Annotated in this window: 13 protein-coding genes; 8 read left to right on the top strand and 5 right to left on the bottom strand. The window is 76.8% G+C overall.

The window, feature by feature from the left end; genetic code table 11:
• Positions 1 to 249: 249 nt before the first annotated feature.
• Complete coding sequence (locus LG943_RS18325) at positions 250 to 1,059, top strand: DeoR/GlpR family DNA-binding transcription regulator (RefSeq protein ID WP_270073532.1); 810 nt, start codon at positions 250 to 252, stop codon at positions 1,057 to 1,059.
• 58 nt (positions 1,060 to 1,117) lie between these two features.
• Here LG943_RS18325 and LG943_RS18320 read toward each other — a convergent pair whose 3' ends face one another.
• A complete protein-coding gene (locus LG943_RS18320) occupies positions 1,118 to 2,548 on the bottom strand; it encodes an MFS transporter (protein ID WP_270073531.1) in 1,431 nt (476 codons plus the stop codon).
• 164 nt (positions 2,549 to 2,712) lie between these two features.
• Here LG943_RS18320 and LG943_RS18315 point away from each other — a divergent pair, with 164 nt between their 5' ends.
• The gene (locus tag LG943_RS18315) at positions 2,713 to 5,412 is read left to right on the top strand and encodes an ATP-binding protein (RefSeq protein ID WP_270073530.1); all 2,700 of its coding nucleotides are present in this window, start codon (positions 2,713 to 2,715) and stop codon (positions 5,410 to 5,412) included.
• 139 nt (positions 5,413 to 5,551) lie between these two features.
• The gene (locus LG943_RS18310) at positions 5,552 to 6,214 is read left to right on the top strand and encodes a hypothetical protein (RefSeq protein WP_270073550.1); all 663 of its coding nucleotides are present in this window, start codon (positions 5,552 to 5,554) and stop codon (positions 6,212 to 6,214) included.
• A gap of 315 nt (positions 6,215 to 6,529) precedes the next feature.
• On the opposite strand, the gene LG943_RS18305 is transcribed toward LG943_RS18310, so the two are convergent.
• The gene (locus tag LG943_RS18305) at positions 6,530 to 7,921 is read right to left on the bottom strand and encodes an alanine racemase (RefSeq protein ID WP_270073529.1); all 1,392 of its coding nucleotides are present in this window, start codon (positions 7,919 to 7,921) and stop codon (positions 6,530 to 6,532) included.
• Positions 7,922 to 8,027: 106 nt separating this feature from the next.
• The gene (locus LG943_RS18300) at positions 8,028 to 9,377 is read right to left on the bottom strand and encodes an amidohydrolase/deacetylase family metallohydrolase (RefSeq protein ID WP_270073528.1); all 1,350 of its coding nucleotides are present in this window, start codon (positions 9,375 to 9,377) and stop codon (positions 8,028 to 8,030) included.
• A 184-nt stretch (positions 9,378 to 9,561) separates the two neighbouring features.
• Here LG943_RS18300 and LG943_RS18295 point away from each other — a divergent pair, with 184 nt between their 5' ends.
• From LG943_RS18295 to LG943_RS18285, 3 genes are all read left to right on the top strand, one after another.
• Positions 9,562 to 10,512, top strand: a complete 951-nt coding sequence (locus tag LG943_RS18295; RefSeq protein WP_270073527.1) for a sugar kinase — start codon at positions 9,562 to 9,564, stop codon at positions 10,510 to 10,512.
• Positions 10,513 to 10,624: 112 nt separating this feature from the next.
• On the top strand, positions 10,625 to 11,377 hold the full coding sequence (locus LG943_RS18290) for an IclR family transcriptional regulator (RefSeq protein ID WP_270073526.1): 753 nt from the start codon (positions 10,625 to 10,627) through the stop codon (positions 11,375 to 11,377).
• 860 nt (positions 11,378 to 12,237) lie between these two features.
• Complete coding sequence (locus LG943_RS18285) at positions 12,238 to 12,849, top strand: HD domain-containing protein (RefSeq protein WP_270073525.1); 612 nt, start codon at positions 12,238 to 12,240, stop codon at positions 12,847 to 12,849.
• Between the two features lie 167 nt (positions 12,850 to 13,016).
• Here LG943_RS18285 and LG943_RS18280 read toward each other — a convergent pair whose 3' ends face one another.
• Entirely contained in the window at positions 13,017 to 15,248 is a 2,232-nt protein-coding gene (locus LG943_RS18280; protein ID WP_270073524.1) for a sensor histidine kinase, read from the bottom strand.
• Complete coding sequence (locus LG943_RS18275; RefSeq protein ID WP_270073523.1) at positions 15,232 to 15,930, bottom strand: response regulator transcription factor; 699 nt, start codon at positions 15,928 to 15,930, stop codon at positions 15,232 to 15,234. The genes LG943_RS18280 and LG943_RS18275 overlap by 17 nt, the downstream gene beginning before the upstream one ends.
• A gap of 232 nt (positions 15,931 to 16,162) precedes the next feature.
• Between LG943_RS18275 and LG943_RS18270 the strand changes: the two genes are divergently transcribed.
• Both LG943_RS18270 and LG943_RS18265 read left to right on the top strand, forming a co-directional pair.
• Positions 16,163 to 16,930, top strand: coding sequence for a L,D-transpeptidase (locus LG943_RS18270; RefSeq protein ID WP_270073522.1), 768 nt, complete (start codon positions 16,163 to 16,165; stop codon positions 16,928 to 16,930).
• A 126-nt stretch (positions 16,931 to 17,056) separates the two neighbouring features.
• Positions 17,057 to 17,407 (top strand): hypothetical protein, encoded by a 351-nt coding sequence (locus tag LG943_RS18265; protein ID WP_270073521.1) that lies wholly within the window; start codon positions 17,057 to 17,059, stop codon positions 17,405 to 17,407.
• Positions 17,408 to 17,409 lie beyond the last annotated feature (2 nt).

The following is a 17,409-nucleotide window of genomic DNA, read 5'->3' as shown; positions in this document are numbered from 1 at the left end:
GTTGACACGCGCTGGACCAGCCGATAGCCGCGGCTGCGCGGCGCAGGGGCGGCGGCGCCGGGGATGCGGGCGCGTCCGAGCGGGCGGGGGCGGGCCCGCCGGGTGGGCGGTCTTGACACCGATGCGCAGGATGTCACAATTCATCCAACAATTTTCAACACGGCCGTGCGCCCGGCGGCGCCGCCGGTTCCGCGCGGGCCGGACTCCCCGTTGGACCCCGGCTGGACGTGCCGATCGCGGGGGGACACGATGCTGGCGGCGCAGCGGCAGGCGCTCATCCTGGAGCGGCTGCGGCACTCGGGCGCGGTCCGGGTGACCGAACTCGTCGAGAGCCTGGACGTCTCCGACATGACCGTCCGGCGCGACCTCGACGCCCTGGAGGCGCGCGGCCTGCTGCGCAAGGTCCACGGCGGTGCGGTGGCCCCCCACCGGCGCAGCACCGAGGAGCCCGGGTTCGAGGTCAACTCCACCCGCCAGGAGCGCGAGAAGCGGGCCATCGCCCGCGCCGCCGCCCGCCTGGTCGAGCCGCACAGCGCCGTGGGCCTGTCGGCGGGCACCACCACCTGCGCGGTCGCCGAGCACCTGCGCGACATCCCCGGGCTGACCGTGGTGACCAACTGCCTGCGCGTGGCCGACGTGTTCTACCGCTCGCCCCGGCCCGACCAGACCGTCGTGCTCACCGGCGGGTTCCGCACCCCCTCCGACGCCCTGGTCGGCCCGCTGGCGGTGGCGGCGGTGCGCAGCCTGCACCTGGACCTGCTCCTGCTGGGCGTGCACGGCATGCACGAGACCGCCGGGCTGACCACCCCCAACCTCATGGAGGGCGAGACCGACCAGGCGCTGGTGGCCGCCGCCCGCAAGCTCGCGGTGGTCGCCGACCACACCAAGTGGGGCACGGTGGGCCTGTGCACCATCGCGCCCCTGGAGCGCTGCGACGTCCTGGTCAGCGACGCCGGCCTGGACGCCGCCGCCCGCGCGGTCCTGGCCGACCACGTCGGGGGCCTGCTGATCGCCGACGACGACGAGGGCGCCGACGGCCCGGCCCCGGCGGCGGAGTGAGGCGGGGGCCGGTCGTCGGCGCCCGCGCGGTGGTGCGGGCGGTGCGTCGGTCGGCGTGTCAGGCGGCGCCCGGCCGCGCGCGGCCGGGCAGCCGCAGGGCCGCGACCAAGCCGAGCAGCATCCCGCCGGCCGCCGTGTAGAGGGCGGCCCGCATGCCCTCGGCCGCGGCGACGGCCGAGGCCGCCGCGCCCGCCGCCCCGGGCGCTCCGGGGTCGGCCACGGTCACCAGGACCGCCAGCCCGGCGGCCAGACCCACCTGCACGGCGGTGGAGGCCACTCCCGAGGCCAGGCCCTGGTCGGCGTCGGGCACGCCGGTGCCCGCCGCCACCCACATCGCCTCGAAGACCAACCCCATGGCCAGGCCGACCAGCAGCACGCCGGGCAGCAGGGCGGCGAACCCGGCGCCGGGCACCATGCCCAGTCCCAGCGCCACGGCGCCGACGGCGCCCAGCGCGAAGCCGATGAGCAGCACCGCGCGCACCCCCATCCGGTGGATCATCCGCTCGCACACGAAGTTGCCCAGCGTGATGGCCAGCGTGGGGGCGAGGAAGGCCAGGCCGCTCTCCAAGGCGCCGAACCCCAGCACCTCCTGGAGGAACAGCGTCAGGAAGTAGGGCACGTTCTGGGCGGTGAGGCCGAACACCAGGATCACCAGCACGGCCGCCACCAGGGAGGGGTTGCGGAACAACCGCAGCGGCACCAGCGGCTCGGCCGTGCGCGCCTCGACCGCCGCGAACACCGCCAGCAGCACCGGGGCCAGGGCGCCGGCGGCCAGCACCAGCGGGTGGGTCCAGCCCAGCTCACCGCCCTGGGCCACGGCCAGGATCAACAGGGTGATCCCGGCCGTCCCGGTGAGGGTGCCCGGCACGTCGAACCGGCCGCGCGCCACCGGGCCGTCGGCGGCCAGCAGCGCCACCCCGCCCGCGACCACGCCCGCCACGATCGGCACGTTGACGAAGAAGACCGCCTCCCAGCCGAACGCCTGGGTGAGGAGGCCGCCGGCCAGCGCCCCGAGGCTCAGCCCGCCCGCGCCGGCCAGCGCCCACACCGTCAGCGCCCGGTTGCGCTCGGGCCCTTCGGCGAAGCCGGTGTTGACCAGCGACAGGACGGCGGGGAACAGGACGGCGCCGCCCAGCCCCTGGAGCACGCGGGCCGCCAGCAGGAGCGCCGGCGCGGTGGCCAGCCCGCCCAACAGCGAGGCGGCGCCGTAGAGCAGCGCGCCCGCCAGGAACATCCGGCGGCGCCCCACCAGGTCGCACAGGCGCCCGCCCAGCAGCAGGAAGCCGCCGTAGGCGATCGCGTAGGCGCTGACCACCCATTGCAGGCCGTGCGGGGTGAAGCCGACGTCGCGCGCGATGGCGGGCAGCGCGACGAAGATGATCGTGAAGTCCAGTGAGATGATGAGGTGCCCCACGGACAGCAGCGCGAGGCGCGCCCCCGTCCGGCGGGCACGGGCCGGAGTGCGCTCCGGCGCCGACAGGTCTGACATGGCCACTCCCAGGTGACAGGCGTGATTGGGGCACGGCGGGGCGCGGGCGGACGCGGGGCGCGCGGCCGGTCCGGCGCTCGTCGGCCGGTGCAGGGGAAACCTACGTTTCGGGCCTCCGCCGGCGAATCAGTAACGTTGCGGAATCGGCCTACGTAGGTTCGCGGTTGGCACCTACCGAGGAGCGGAGGGTGCGGGTGCTGCACGGGAGGACCGCCGAGCAGGCGGCGCTGACCGGCCTGCTGGACGCGGCGGCGGCCGGCGCCGGCGGGGCCGCCGTGCTGCGCGGCGAGGCCGGGATCGGCAAGTCGGCCCTGCTGGAGGGCGCCGTCCGCGAGGCCGCCGGGCGCGGCATGCGGGTGCTGCGGCTGACCGGCGTCGAGGCCGAGGCCGCCCTGGGCTTCGCCGGGCTGGTGCAGCTCCTGTGGCCGGTGCAGGAGCGCCTGGACGCCCTGCCCGCCCCGCAGGCCGACGCCCTGCGCGCCGTCCTGGGCTCCGCCGCGCCCCGCACCCCCGACCGCTTCCTCACCGGCCTGGCCGTGCTCACCCTGCTGGCCGAACTCGCCGAGGAGGCCCCGGTGCTGGTGGCCGCCGACGACGCCCACTGGCTGGACCGGGCCAGCGCCGAGGCGCTGCTGTTCGCCGCCCGCCGCCTGGCCGCCGAGCGCGTCGCCGTGGTCTTCGCGGCCCGCGACGGGTTCGCCGCCGCCGGGGTGCCCGAGATCCCGCTGCGCCGCCTGGATCCCGGCGACGCCGAGCGGGTGCTGGCCGGCCGGGGGCTGGCCCCCGCCGTGGCGGCCCGCATCCGCGACGAGGCCCAGGGCAACCCGCTGGCGCTCGTGGAGTTCGCCGCCGCCGCGCACGGCCGCGGTGAGGCGGGGGGCGAGTGCGTGCCGCCGCTGCCCGTCACCGACCGGGTGCTCGCCGGGTTCCGCGCCCGCATCGACGACCTGCCCGCCGCGACCCGCACCCTGCTCCTGGCGGCCGCCGCCGACGGCCGCCGCGACCTGCCCCGCGTGCTGGCGGCCGGCCGTGCCTTGGGCGCCGGCCCCGACGACCTGGGTCCCGCCGAACGCGCCGGGCTGGTCGAGGTCAGTGCCGAACACGTCGCCTTCCGCCACCCCCTCGTCGCCACCGCCGCCTACCAGCGGGCCGCCCTGCCCGAGCGGTTCGCCGCCCACCGGGCGCTCGCCGCCGCTTCCGACGACCCCGACTGCGCGGCCCTGCACCTGGCCGTGGCCACCGTGGACCCCGACCCCCGGGTGTGCGCCCTGCTGGCGGCCGCCGCCGAGCGCGCCCGCGACCGCGCCGCCTACGCCTCGGCCGCCCACCTGTTCACCGGCGCCGCCCGGCTCGCCCCGCGCTCCGAGCGCGCCCGGTGGCTGGCCGCCGCGGCCGACGCCGCCCTGCTGGCCGGCGACGCCGCTCAGGCCGCCGCCCTGGCCGAGCGCGCCGACCCCGGCGACTCCGGCACCGGCGACCCGGTGCTGCGGGCCGGGCTGGCCCGGGTCCGCTCGGTGGTGGAGTTCGAGCGCGGCATGGCCGGCAACGCCGCGCGGCTGCTCGTGGACCACACCTCCGACCTCGCCGGCACCGACCCCGACACCGCCGCCGCCATGCTGCGCACCGCCGCGGGCTACGCCTGGTTCTCCGACGACCCCCGCGCCCTGGCCGTGGCCGCCGAGCGCCTGGCGGCCATGGGCCGCGCCGACTCCGGCGTGCGCGGCATGGCCGCCGCGATCGAGGGCGACCACGAGCGCGGGCTGCCGCTGATGACCGCCCACATCGAGGAGGTGGCGGCCCGCCGCGGGGCGCCCGGCGCCGACGAGGCGCGCATGTCCGCCCTGTACTGCGCCGTGATCATCGGCGACGACAACGCCGCGCTGGCCCTGGCCGGCGCCGAGATCGCCGCCTGCCGCGCCGCCGGGCTCGTGGGCCGGCTGCCCAAGGTGCTCCAGGCCCAGGCCCAGGCGCTGTTCCGGGCCGGGCACCACCGCGACGCCGAGGCGGCCGTGGCCGAGGCCGCCGCCATCGCCCGCGACACCGGGCTGCGCCGGCGCGGCGCCGAACTCGACGTCGTGCTGGCGTTCGTCGCGGCCGTGGAGGGCGACGCCGAGCGGTGCGCGGCCCTGGCCGAGGGCGCCACGGAGTCCAACCGGGCCGCCGCCGACGCCGCGCTCGCGCTGAGCGACGTCGGGCACGGCCACCACGTCCGGGCGCTGGAGCGGCTGGAGGCCGCCCGCCGGCGCGGCGGGAGCCACACCGCCGTGCTGATGGCGGCCACCGCCGACCAGGTCGAGGCCGCCGCGCGGCTGGGCGCGCCCGAGCGCGCCGCCGCCGACCTCGACCGGTTCGAGGTGTGGGCGCGCAGCGGCGGCCGGCCCTGGGCGCAGGCGGTGGCGGCCCGCTGCCGGGCCCTGCTGGACGGGGGCGAGGCGGACTTCGAGCGGGCGCTTGCCCTGCACGACAAGGGCGGGCGGCCGTTCGAGCGGGCGCGCAGCCTGCTGGCCTACGGCGAGTGGCTGCGCCGCGCCCGCCGGCCCGGCGACGCCCGCGCGCCGCTGCGCGCGGCCCTGGCCGACTTCGAGCGGCTGCGCGCCGCCCCCTGGGCCGAGCGCGCTCGCGGCGAACTGCGCGCGGTGGGCGCCCCGGCGCCCGCCGACGCCGCGGCCGCCGACCCCGTGGACCGGCTCACTCCCCAGGAGCTCCAGGTGGTGCGGCTGGCGGCCGAAGGGCACAGCAGCGCCGAGATCGGCGCGCGGCTGTTCCTCAGCCGGCGCACCGTGGAGCACCACCTGTACAAGGCCTATCCCAAACTGGGCGTGCACTCGCGGCGCGAACTCGCCCGGCTGGACCTGGCGCGGTGAACGCCGGACACCGAACATGAAACACGAAAGGTGAAACGCGAAACCCGAAAGACGAGAGGTGAATTGCGGGGCCGCTCCGGGCCGGGTGGAAAAAAGGTGGCCGCAATTCCGGGGCGCTGATAGTTTCCCCTTCGTGAACATGACCCTTGGCGACGCCTTCAACCGGCGGAAGAAACTCGCGGCGGACCTCCAGAGCTGGATCAACCGCCTCAAGCTCGCCGGGGCCGAGCGGCGCACGTACCGGACCGCGGCCCTGGACGGCGACGACGCCTACCGTCCGGCTCCGGGAACCGAGAAGACCACCACCCGCACCTACACCGTGCAGGAGTGCCGCGAGCGCATCGCGGCCATCCTCGCCGAGGACGAGCGGCTGGCGCTGCGGATCTCCCGCACCAACCAGCGCGCCCGCGCCGAGATCGAGGACCTCGACGGCACCGTGCGCGAGCTGTCCATCCCCGAACTCCTCGTGCTCAAGGACGACGTCATCCCCAAGCTGGAGGCGGCCGCCCGCGCGGTGCCGCTGCGCGCCGACGACGTCGGCGTGGTCGAGGCCGGCCCCGACTGGATCCGCTACCGCACGGTCAAGCGGGTCGAGCGCAAGCGGGAGTCCTTCAGCGACAAGGGCCTGAAGGTCGAGGAGGTCGTCCTGGAGGGCTACGACGTCGTGGAGGTCACCGACTACGGCCTCCAGCGGCGCGCCCAGTGGGACGAGATCGACCGCATCGGCGAGTTCGCCCAGCGCGTCAAGCAGGCCGTCAACCGCGCCAACAAGACCGAGTTGATCGAACTGGACGAGGGCTGAGCCCCTCTCCCCTGAGACCGCATGGCTGGAGCACCGAAGTGTCGGTTCGTAAAAGGTAGCGGCGTACTCGCGTCTTTTCGCCTATCCGCCTACCACTCACTCAGCAGGTGCGTTTGTTGCATACAGGTAGGCGCGGACTCCACATCCGCGCGGGTATCCGGTAGACGGTCACCGGTCAATCGCAACAGGTAAAAACCACTTGAGGGACTCCACACTCCCTGGCCAGCTCCAGCCATGTGCATTCATTGGCGGCCGGCCCCTCGGCGAGGGGCCGGCCGCCTTTTTCCGCGCCGGGGGTTTTCCAGCGGCGGGCTCTCAGAAGAGCGTGCGCACCGCGTCGACCACGCGGCCCGCCGAGTCCACGACCGGGATGAGCGGCCACTTGTCGAACACCGTGCACGGGTGGGACAGGCCCAGTTCCACCACGTCGCCCGCGCGCGGGGCCGGGGTGCCGGGGTCGACGTCGAGGAAGGCGTGGTGGTCGTTCAGTTCCACCACCCGCATCCCGGCACCGGCCGGCCTGCGCCGGCCGGCCGCGCCCCCCTCCAGCACGGCGCGCACCACCGGCAGGTCGATGTCGAAGGACACGTCGCGCTTGCCCGCCCCCAGCAGTACCCGGCCGGGCTCCGGGCACGACAGCACCCGGGCGTAGCAGGTCAGGGCGGGCCGCAGCGGGTCGGGGACGGCGCCCGAGCGCAGCGGCGAGGCGCGCTCCATCAGCAGGTCGTCGTGGGTGAGGTAGCAGCCGGAGCGGACAACGCGGCGGACCGGGCGCGACAACTCGGGCAGGTCGGCCAGCGCCGCCGCCGCGAGGTCGGGGAACGCGCTGCCCCCGGCCGTGACCACCACCTCCTCGGCCCGCGCGAACAGGCCCTCGGCGTCGGCGCGGCGCACGAACTCCGCGAAGCCGGCCAGCCAGGCGCGGACCCGCGCGGCGGAGTCGTCGTCGCGGCGCTGCGGGAACACCCCCTCGAACCCCTCGACCCCGCTCAGCACCAGCGCGTCGGACGCGGCCGCCGCGCGGGCCGCCTCCAGCGCCGCCTCCACGCCGCGCGCGCCGGCGCGCCGCCCCGGCACGCCCAGTTCCACCAGCACCGGCAGGGGGCGCGGCGCGCCGGCCAGGCCGGCCGCCGTGCGGGCCGCGCCCTCGGCGGAGTCGACCAGCACCAGCGGCTGGAACGCGGCGTCGGCCAGCTCGTGCGCCAGCCAGGCAAGCTGGGCGGGCTCGGTGACCTCGTTGGCGATGACGATGCGCCGCGCGCCGAAGCGGCGCATCACCCGCGCCTGGGCGACGGTGGCGGCGGTCAGCCCCCAGGCGCCGTGGTCGAGCTGGGCCGACCACAGCAGCGGGGCCATGGTGGTCTTTCCGTGCGGGGCGAGGTCGGCGCCGTGCTCGGCGCACCAGCGGGCGAACCGGTCGAGGTTGTGCCGCAGCGCGTCCTCCTCCAGCACCACGGCGGGCAGCCACAGGTCGGCCAGCCCCCACCCGGCGGCGCGCACGCGCGCGGGCGAGGCGGGGCTCTCGGGCAGCGAGCGCGCCTCGACGGGTTCGGCGTCCAGGGCGGCGAGCGGGTGCGCGGGCAGCCCGCTCCCGGCGAGCGCGGAGGCGGGCGCCGAGCCGGGCGCCGAGTCGGGAGCCGAAACGGTGGCGGCGGACGGGGGAGTGGACGGCGGCTGGGGTCCGGTGCTGCTGCGGGGTCGGTTCATCGGGCGTGCGGCGCACCCGCCGGCCCGGCGGCGCGGCGGGCGGCACCGCTTGCCTCCCTCCGGGTGCGGTGGTGGACGGCGGACGCGGGCGCTGCGGCGGGCCGCATCACGGCCCCGACGGGCGCGGGAACGGCTCGTCGAAGTCTTCGGGACGGTCCAGGCGGCGCACCGCGTCGCGGGTGCGCGCGCGCCGCTCGGCCTCGGCGGCGTGCTGGGCCGCGCTGAGCGGGATCCAGGGCGCGGGCGGCTCGGCAGCGCACGGCGACAGCGGCCGGCCCGCCACGTAGGTGGCGGTGTTGGTCAGCCGCACCGGCGCGTGGCGCACCCCGCCGTGCACGTCCAGCACCGGGAACCGGCCCTCGGCGAGGTCGAAGACGGCGATGTCGGCGGGGGCGCCCGGGGTCAGCGTGCCGACGCCGGGGTCCAGCCCCAGCGCGCGGGCCGGGCGCACGGTGGCGGCGGCGACGGCCTCGGCCAGCCCCGCGCCGGCTGCGGTGAGCTTGGCCAGCACGGTGGGCAGGTCGAAGGCGGGGCCGTGCACCGAGCGGGCGTGCAGGTCGGTGGAGGCCACCGGGCGCACCCCGGCCGCCAGTTCGGTCTCCAGCACGTCGAAGGCGAGCGCGCCGGAGCCGTGGCCCAGGTCGAACACCACCCCGCTGTCGAGCGCGCGCCGCGTGGCGTCGGTGAGGCGGCCCCCGGCCACCAGGTCGGCGGGGCAGCCCGAGGCGCAGTGGGTGATGATGTCGCCGGGCGCCAGGTGCGGCACGATGTCGGCGACGGTGGGCGGGCCGTAGCCGATGTGCACCATCAGCGGGCGCTCCAGCCGGCGCGCCAGGGCCGCCGCGCGGCGCAGCGGCTCCAGGCCGTGGCGGCCAACGGTGCGGGAGTCGATGCGCGCCTTGACGCCGCGCACGAAGTCGCCGTGGCGGGCGGCGACCGCTGTGGCGGTGTCGATGTCGAGGTTGGCGAGGTCGTGGTGCTCGCCGGTCTCGGCGACCAGGCCCAGCCCCGACACGTTGATCAGCGCGTGGACGCGCACGCGGGCGGGCTCGGCGACGAAGCGGCGCAGCCCGGCCAGGCCGTAGGCCCCGGCCGACCCGGCGTCGACCCAGGTGGTGACGCCGGTGCGCCAGGCGACGGGGTCGGGGTCGATGCCCCAGTAGGTGGCGCCGTGCCAGACGTGGGTGTGCAGGTCCACCAGGCCGGGGGTGACCAGCGCGCCGTGGAGGTCGACCACCTCGGCCGCGCGCGGGCCGGCAGGGGCGGCCGGTTCGGCCGCGCCGCCCGCCGGGGGGCGGGGCCGGACCTCGGCGATGCGCCCGCCGCGCACCGCGACGTCGGCCGGCCCGTCCAGCCCTGAGGCGGGGTCGATCACCCGGCCCCCGCGCAGCAGCAGGTCCACCGCGCCGCCCGTGTCCGCGCCCGTGCCCGTGCCCGTGTCGGCCGTGCCGTCCATGCCCGCCCACCCCCAGGTTCGCGCGGCCGCGCCCGAGTGCTGCGCAGGGCGCAGCACTGTTGCGTATGTCTCAGCACCGTGAATAGCATTCCGCCGGAACGCGGGTCAACACCCGGCGTCAGCACCCGGCCCGGCGGCGATCCCCGCCGCCGCACCGGCACCGGCGGAAGGGGCGCGGTTGAGCATGGACCACCAGCGGCACACGGACCTCCGGCCCGAGGAGCAGCCCCCGCCGCCCGCCGGGGGCGCCGGGCTCGACGCCGTGTGCGTCGGCGAGACCATGGCCCTGCTGGTGCCCGACCCGGCCGGCGTCGACGGGCGCCGCTCCTTCGAGTTGGAGATCGGCGGCGCGGAGTCCAACGTCGCCGTCCACCTGGCCCGCACCGGCCTGCGGGTGGCCTGGTACAGCGCGCTGGGCGACGACGACCTCGGCCGCCACGTGCACGGCCGGCTCGCCGCCGAAGGCGTGGACTGCCGCGTGCGCACCGACCCCGACCGCCCCACCGGCCTCTACCTCAAGGAGTTCGACGGCACCGGGCGCACCCGCGTGCGCTACTACCGCAAGGGCTCGGCGGCCTCCGCACTGGACGCCGCCGACGCCGCCCGCGTGCGCGCGGAGTCCCCTCGACTGGTGCACACCACCGGCATCACCCCCGCCCTGTCGGCGAGCTGCCGCGCCCTGGTCGACGCCCTGTTCGCCGACGCCGCGCCGGGCACGCTGCGCTCCTTCGACGTCAACTACCGGCCCGCCCTGCACGGCCCCGAGGAGGCCCGGGTATTGCGCGCCACCGCGCGCCGCGCCGACGTGGTCTTCTGCGGGCTGGACGAGGCCGAGGCGCTGTGGGGCGCGGCGACCCTGGACGACGTGCGGGAGCTGCTGGAGGGCGGCCCCGACCTGCTCGTGGTCAAGCAGGGGGCCGAGGGCGCCACGGCCTTCCGGGACGGGAAGAGCTGGTTCGCGCCCGCCCCCGAGGTGGAGGTGGTCGAGCCCGTGGGCGCCGGGGACGCCTTCGCGGCCGGGGTGCTGCACGGCCTGCTCACCGGCGCCGAGGTGCCCGACGCGCTCGCCGAGGGCGCCCGCCTGGCGGGCACGGCGCTGGGCGTGCGCGGCGACATCCCGCCGCGCCCGAGCTGAGGCGGGGGAGAGGCGCGGACGCCGTCGCGCCGCGGTCGGTCAGGGGCCGTCACAATGGAGGCGGGCGCGCACCGCGCCCGCCGGTGGCCAAGGCAGGAGGGAGGCCCGGGCGGTGTCCAGCAGTGTCGAGCGCGCGCTGCGCATCCTGGTGGAGTTGGCCGCCGGACCGGCCACCATCAGCGAGATCGGGCGGCGGCTGGACGTGCACCGCACCACCTCGCTGCGGCTGCTGCGCACCCTGGAGGAGGAGCGGTTCGTCCGCCGCACCCCTGACGGCCGCTACCGGATCGGCCCGCGCATGACCACCCTGGCGCAGGCGGCGCTGGAGGGTCTGGACGTCCGCGCGGCGGCCGCCACCCACCTGCGCGACCTCGGCGACGCCTGCGGGCACACGGTGCACCTGGCCGCCCGGGAGGGCGACGGCGTGGTCTACCTGGACAAGGTGGAGTCGCGCCACGCCGTGCGGATGTACTCCCGGGTGGGCGCATCGGCCCCGCTGCACGCCACGGCGGTGGGCAAAGTGATCCTGGCGGACATGGCCCCCGCCGAGCGCGACGCCGTCCTCGGCCCGCCGCCGTTCCGCCGCTGCACCCCCAACACGCGCACCGGCCGCGCCGAACTGGACGCCGACCTCGCCGCCGTCGCCCGCCGGGGCTGGGCGGTGGACGACTTCGAGCACGAGGAGTTCATCCACTGCGTGGCCGCCCCCGTGCGCGACGCCACGGGCGCGGTCGCGGCGGCGGTGTCGGTGTCGGCCCCGCGCGTGGTGGTCGACCGCCCCGACCTGCTGGCCCTGGTCCCCACGCTCACCGCTGCGGCCGCAGCCATCAGCGAGGAGCTGGGCTGGGCAGGCGGGCCGTCCTGAATCCGGGTGACACACGGTCCGCCGAGGCCGGGTTCGCGGTGATCGGTGCGGTGGGTGGGTGGTTGGGGTGGTGACGGGGGGCGGCGAGGGCGGGCGGGGGTCCGGCGTGGCGGTGATCGGCGCTCATGGCGGATGGTCGGGGCGCCAACGGGTCGGCGCGGCCGGTGGCGGTTCGGGCCGGGGTGGGTGCCCGCCCGCAGGGAAGGGCCACATGGCCTAGTTCTGCTCTGGGTGCGCCGATGGTGGAGGCGGATGAGTAAAACCCGCATGTCGACTGTATGCAAGGCGGTTTTTTGTTGGCTTATGACCAATTTGTCCCCGCCGGGGGTGGTGACGGGGGTGCTTGAGGGGCTACGTCGATGTCCTGGTGTCCATATGGTGAGACAGATGCGGCTTGCGGTGCGCCCTTTTGTCTGAAGTGTCCGTTTCTCTGGATGGAGAAACTGCTCTCTGCTTCAAAACGGCGAACCGTAGGCGCATCTCGTCGTGAAAGAGGCCGTTTTCGTCTCATCATGTGAGATTCCAGCGGGAGGGCGTCCGTTTTGTTCGGAGGTGAGAACGAGTCGGTGGCGCTGGTCGTGCACTAAAAGCGAGAGAAGCGGCGACGCCGCCGCGCCCGCCGCCCTCGGCGCCCCGTTGCCGCCTCGGCCATCCGCCCTGCGGTGCGGTGACCGCACGCCTCGGCCGTCCGCTGCCGTCGCTGCCATCGTCGCCATCCTGATCGCCCGCCCTGCGGTGCGGTGACTGCCCGCCTCGGCCGTCCGCTGCCGTCGCCGCCACCGTTGCCGCCTCAGTCACCCGCCCGGCGATGCGATTAGGGCGGCCCCTGGCCATAGGTCGAACGGTCTAAAGTCGGTGCGGTGTCCACCGACCACCGTGCCCTCGCAGGCGACGACGAGTTGGAGCGGGCGCTGACCGGGGCCGCTGATCCGCCGCTGCGCCATCTGCCCGCCGACGCCGCCGCGCTGCTGCGCGACCTGGCCGCGCCGCCCCGGCTCGGGGCGCATCTGCGCATCGTGCACCACGCCGCCTGGGAGGTGACCGAGGCGCTGGGCGGCGGCGTCGAGCCCGCCTTCGACCGTTCGGCGGTGCTGTTCGGGGCCGCAACCCACGACATCGGCAAGGTCCGGCACCCCGGCGAACTGCTCGGGCCCGGGGCGCGGCACGAGGAGGCCGGGTACCGCCTGCTGCGGGAACAGGGAGTGGAGGAGCGGCTGGCGCGGTTCGCCCGCACCCATGCCGCTTGGCGCACGGAGCCGGTGGAGCTGGAGGACCTGCTGGTCAGCCTCGCCGACAAGGTGTGGAAGGGCAAGAGGGAGGCCGACCTGGAGGAGTCGCTGGCCGCGCGGCTGGCGGAGCGTGCGGGAGGGCAGGCGTGGGAGTGGTTCCTCCGGCTGGACGACGCGGTCGCCCCGGTGGCCGCCGCCGCTGACACCCGGCTCGCCTACCAGAGCGGCCACGCGGCCCGCTGATACCGGACGACCGTCCCCTGACCCTCCGGCCATCCTCGCCCTCCTGGCCCTCCTCGTCCTCCCCGACTCTTCTAGTCCTCCTCGTCCTCCCGGCCCCCCTCGTCCTCCCCGGCCCTCCGGCCACCGGTCCGGCGCCCATCCGGCCCGCCGATCCCGTACGGCCGGCCTCAGTCCGTCGCGGCGGGCGGCTCCGGCTCCGGCCGGGGCAGGCGCAGGGTGAACACCGCGCCCTCGCCCGGGGTGCTGGCGGCCGTCACCGTCCCCCCGTGGAGTTCCACCAGGTTGCGGACGATGGCCAGGCCCAGCCCGCTGCCGCCCGTCTGGCGGCTGCGGGACTTGTCGGCGCGCCAGAACCGGTCGAAGACGTTGGGCAGGTGCGCCGGGCTGATCCCGTCGCCGGTGTCGGCGACCTCGATGACCGCCGCACCGTCCTCGGCGTGCGCCCGCACCGTCACGCGCCCCCCGGCGGGGGTGTGCCGCACCGCGTTGCCCAGCAGGTTGCCCAGCACCTGGAGCATGCGCACCCGGTCGGCCGCCACCGGGACCTCCTCGTCGGCGGTCCGGGCGACCAGCTCCACCCGCGCCGACGCGGCGGCCATGCGGTGGCCGTCCACCGCCTGCTCCACCAGGTCCCGGGCGTCCAGCGGCTCGGGCACCAGCGTCAGCTTGCCCGCCTCCGCCAGCGCCAGGTCCTGCAAGTCGTCGATGATGCGCTGGAGCAGCATCGTCTGCTCCACCAGCAGCGCCGTGCGCGCCGGCTCCAGCTCGGCCACCCCGTCCTGGGCCGCCTCCAGCCAGCCGCGCAGGTTGGCCAGCGGTGTGCGCAGTTCGTGGGAGACGTCGCTGACCATGGCGCGGCGCTGGCCCTCCAGCCGCTCCAGGTGCGCCGACATCTCGTTGAACGCCTCGGCCAGCCGCCCGATCTCGCCGGAGTCGCGCACCGGCACCCGAGGCGAACCCTCGCCGGCGCGCATGCGCCGCACCGCCTCCGTCAGGTCGCGCACCGGGCGCACCAGCCGCGCGGCCGCCCCCGCGCTGACCCCCACCGTCAGCAGCAGCACCAGCAGCACCACCCCCGACACCCGCAGCAGCCCCTCGCGCGACAGCTCCAGCCCGCCCACGGCCTGCGGCTCGGGGTCGCCGATGAACAGCAGCGCCGCCGGCGCGGTGTAGGGGTCGAGCTGGCGGCGCCGCGCGGAGTCCAGGCAGTCGGCCGCGCGCGGGTCCAACTGCGCCGCCGCGTCGTGGGGCGCCGCCTCGGGGTCGACCGGCGCCCCCGGCACGGGCTCGGGCACCGGCTCCGCGGCCGGCGTCTCCACGACGGCCGCCGGAGGCTCCGGCTGGGTCGCGGGCTCCTCCACCGATGCACCCGGGGCGTCCGCGCCCGGCCAGGGATACTCCTCGACGGCCTCGGGGCCGGAGGAGGGTGCGACGGGCGGGTCGGAGGGGGTGCCGCCGGCCGGGGCCTCGGCCTCGGGCGGCCGCGCCTCGTCGGCGGTGGCGGAGCCCCCGCCCTCGGCGTCGCCCTCGCCCCCGCCGTCCCCGCCTCCGCCGTCGCCCTCGCCCCCGCCGTCGCCGTCCGCGCCGACCTCCGGCGGCGGGGTCGGCTCCACGGCGGCGGTGGGCACGCCGGTGGCGGAGTCCATCCGCGCGCGCACCTCCAGTCCGTGCGGCGCGGCGCACGCCTCGATGAGCCGGTTCAGGTCGGCCAGCGCCCCGCGCTCGGTGTCGGTGGGCTCCTCCAGGCCGTCCAGTTCGCAGGCGACCCACTCCGGCTCGGTCACCGGCCCTTCGGACAGGGTGACGACCGGCCGCCCCGAGGGCGCCGTCCCGGCCTCGGCGGCCGTGCCGAACCGGGTGCGCAGGCACTCGGCCCCGGACTCGGCGGTGTGCGCCAGCCGCTCCCGCTCGCCGCGCGGCAGCGCGAACGGGCCGACCGCGCGCGGGTCGATGCGGTCGGCGTCCTCGGCGGCGAGGGTGAGGTCCACCGCCAGCGGGTCCACGACCGAGGCCGTGCGGGTGGGCAGCGGGGTGCCCCCGGCGGCGGAGTCCGCGATCAGCCGCCGGTTCTCCGTGGTCAGCGCGATCCGCCGCCCGGTGTCCTCGGCCAGCCCCGCCAGCACGGCGTCCACCCCGCGCCACTCCGGGTGGGTGGCGGCATAGGCGATCAGTTCATCGTGGATGCGGGTGTCGGCGGTGAGCGTCTGGCCCTGCTGCACGCTGATCGACTCGGAGGTGCCCTGCACCGCCAGCCACGCCGTTGCGGTGATGGAGCACACCGCCACCACCACCGAGGTGGTCAGCAGGCGGCCCAGCAGGCTGTGCCGCAGCGCGCCCCGCACCCGTGAGCCGCGCCGCGCCGCCCCGCGGCGCCGCGCGCCCTCACGCCGCCGGCCCATCGCCGCCTCTCAGCTTGTAGCCGACCCCGTAGACGGTGACCAGCCGCCGGGGCGCCCGCGGGTCGGGCTCCAGCTTCTTGCGCAGGTTCTTCACGTGCACGTCGATCGTGCGCTCGGTGAAGAACCGGTCGATGCCGTGGATGCGCTCCAGGAGTTGAGAGCGGGTGAAGACCTGCTCGGGCCGGGCCGCCAGCGCCGCCAGCATCTGGAACTCCGCCGGCGTGCACTCCACCGGCGCGCCGTCGACGTGCACGGTGTGGCGGGCCGGATCGACCACCACCGCGCCGGCGCGCAGCGGCCGTTCGGCGCCGCTCGGGGCGGCCGCGCGCCGCAGCAGGGTGCGGATGCGCGCCATCAGCTCGCGCGGGCTGTAGGGCTTGGTCACGTAGTCGTCGGCGCCGATGTCCAGGCCGGCCAGCAGGTCGTCCTCGGTGGAGCGCGCGGTCAGCATGAGCACGGCCACGTCGGACTCCGCGCGCAGCCGCCGGCACACCTCCAGCCCGGTCATGCCGGGCAGCATCACGTCGAGCACGACCAGGTCGGGCCGGCCTTGGCGGTACTCGGCCAGGGCCGCGCGGCCGTCGTGGACCACGGCCGTGGTGTGGTCCTCGCGCTCCAGGTAGCGCCGGACCAGGTCGGCCTGCTGCACGTCGTCCTCGGCGATGAGCACATGGGCGCACACGACGCCGGTCCCCCTTCCGCGCGGTCTCCTGTCGGGTGATCGTATGCCGCGCCGCCGCGCCGGGCGGCCCGCAGGGGGGCGCCCGGCCACGGGCACACAGGAATCACACATTTCGCTCACGACGCTCACACATCCGGTGGGCAGCGTGCGTTGCCGTCCCACCCCGCACCGCCCCGGCGGACGCGGCGCCGCGGCGCCGCCCCCGGCGGCGGACCACCGACCGGATGGAAGCATGAACCCTCACCCCCGAACGCGGCGCCCCGGCGCGGCCGTGCGCGGCGCCGCCGCCCCCGCCCTGGCCGCCCTGCTGCTGGCCCTGGCCGGCTGCTCCTCGGGCGGCACCTCCGACGAGGGCGGCGCGGAGCCCGCCGCCGAGGAGGACGCGCCCGCCGCGCAGGACGGGCGGCCCGCGCTGATCGCCACCGCCGCCGGCGCCGAGATCGAGGTGCGCGACGCGCCGGACGGCGCCGTCACCGAGACCCTGGCCAGCCCCAACGACTTCGGCGCCGACCGCACCTTCCTGGTCGAGGAGGAGCGGGGCGACTGGCTGGAGGTGCTGCTGCCCGTCCGCCCCAACGGCAGCACCGGCTGGGTGCGCACCTCCGACGTCGAGCTGTCGAGCACCACCCTGAGCCTGCACGTCGACCTCGGCGACTTCGCCTTCCGCGTGCTGGACGGCGGCGAGGAGGTCCGCTCCGGCGATATCGCGGTCGGCACCGAGGACACCCCCACCCCGCCCGGCCGCTACTACTTCACCGAGCTGCTCCGGCCGCCCGAGCCCGACGGCGACTACGGCGCCTACGCCTTCGGCCTGAGCGGGTTCTCGCCCACTCTGGAGGAGTTCGCCGGCGGCCCCGGCCAGCTCGCGGTGCACGGCACCGACGACGAGTCGAAGCTGGGCGGCGAGGTCAGCCACGGCTGCGTCCGCGTGGCCAACGACGACATCACCTGGATGGCCGAGAACCTCCCGCTGGGCACCCCGGTCGAGGTCACCGAATGACCGCCTGACCCCCACAGCCCCGGCCCCCGCCGCGAGTGCCCTGCGGTGCGCGGCGCCGGTCCCCGGTGCGGCGCGCACAGCCCGTCCGCGCCGCACCGTCCACCCCCTCAGACGAAAGGCATGTCAATGCGACTCAAGATGTCCCTGGTCGCCGGGTTCGTCGCCGCGGCGGCGCTCTTCGGCGGCGGCTCCGCCCTCGCCGACGTGGAGCCCCCCCGAACCGATGACCCCCGGCCGGGCACCCCGCCGTCGGCGGCCCCCGTCCCGCCGGGCGAGGGGGCCGACCCGACCCGGCCGCCGGGCGAGGAGCCGGCCGATCCGCCGGTGGTCGAGCCGACTCCTGCTGACCCGCCGGTGGTCGAGCCGACTCCGGCCGATCCGCCGGTGGCCGAGCCCTCGGAGGAGTTCGAGTGGGGCGAGGTGCCCGAGGCGGCCCCCGGCGCCCCGCAGGAGGAGCAGCCCAACTACACGGGCTGATC

The sequence above is a fragment of the Streptomonospora mangrovi genome, from assembly GCF_027604915.1.
Lineage (GTDB): Bacteria > Actinomycetota > Actinomycetes > Streptosporangiales > Streptosporangiaceae > Streptomonospora > Streptomonospora mangrovi.
This window is presented reverse-complemented; position numbering and strand designations above follow the sequence as displayed.

Bases quoted from the DNA above. Each gene is read 5' to 3' on its own strand.
- LG943_RS18325 (WP_270073532.1), top strand. From the start codon at position 250: ATGCTGGCGGCGCAGCGGCAGGCGCTCATCCTGGAGCGGCTGCGGCAC.
- LG943_RS18320 (WP_270073531.1), bottom strand. From the start codon at position 2,548: ATGTCAGACCTGTCGGCGCCGGAGCGCACTCCGGCCCGTGCCCGCCGG.
- LG943_RS18310 (WP_270073550.1), top strand. From the start codon at position 5,552: ATGACCCTTGGCGACGCCTTCAACCGGCGGAAGAAACTCGCGGCGGAC.
- LG943_RS18305 (WP_270073529.1), bottom strand. From the start codon at position 7,921: ATGAACCGACCCCGCAGCAGCACCGGACCCCAGCCGCCGTCCACTCCC.
- LG943_RS18300 (WP_270073528.1), bottom strand. From the start codon at position 9,377: ATGGACGGCACGGCCGACACGGGCACGGGCACGGGCGCGGACACGGGC.
- LG943_RS18295 (WP_270073527.1), top strand. From the start codon at position 9,562: ATGGACCACCAGCGGCACACGGACCTCCGGCCCGAGGAGCAGCCCCCG.
- LG943_RS18280 (WP_270073524.1), bottom strand. From the start codon at position 15,248: ATGGGCCGGCGGCGTGAGGGCGCGCGGCGCCGCGGGGCGGCGCGGCGC.
- LG943_RS18270 (WP_270073522.1), top strand. From the start codon at position 16,163: ATGAACCCTCACCCCCGAACGCGGCGCCCCGGCGCGGCCGTGCGCGGC.
- LG943_RS18265 (WP_270073521.1), top strand. From the start codon at position 17,057: ATGCGACTCAAGATGTCCCTGGTCGCCGGGTTCGTCGCCGCGGCGGCG.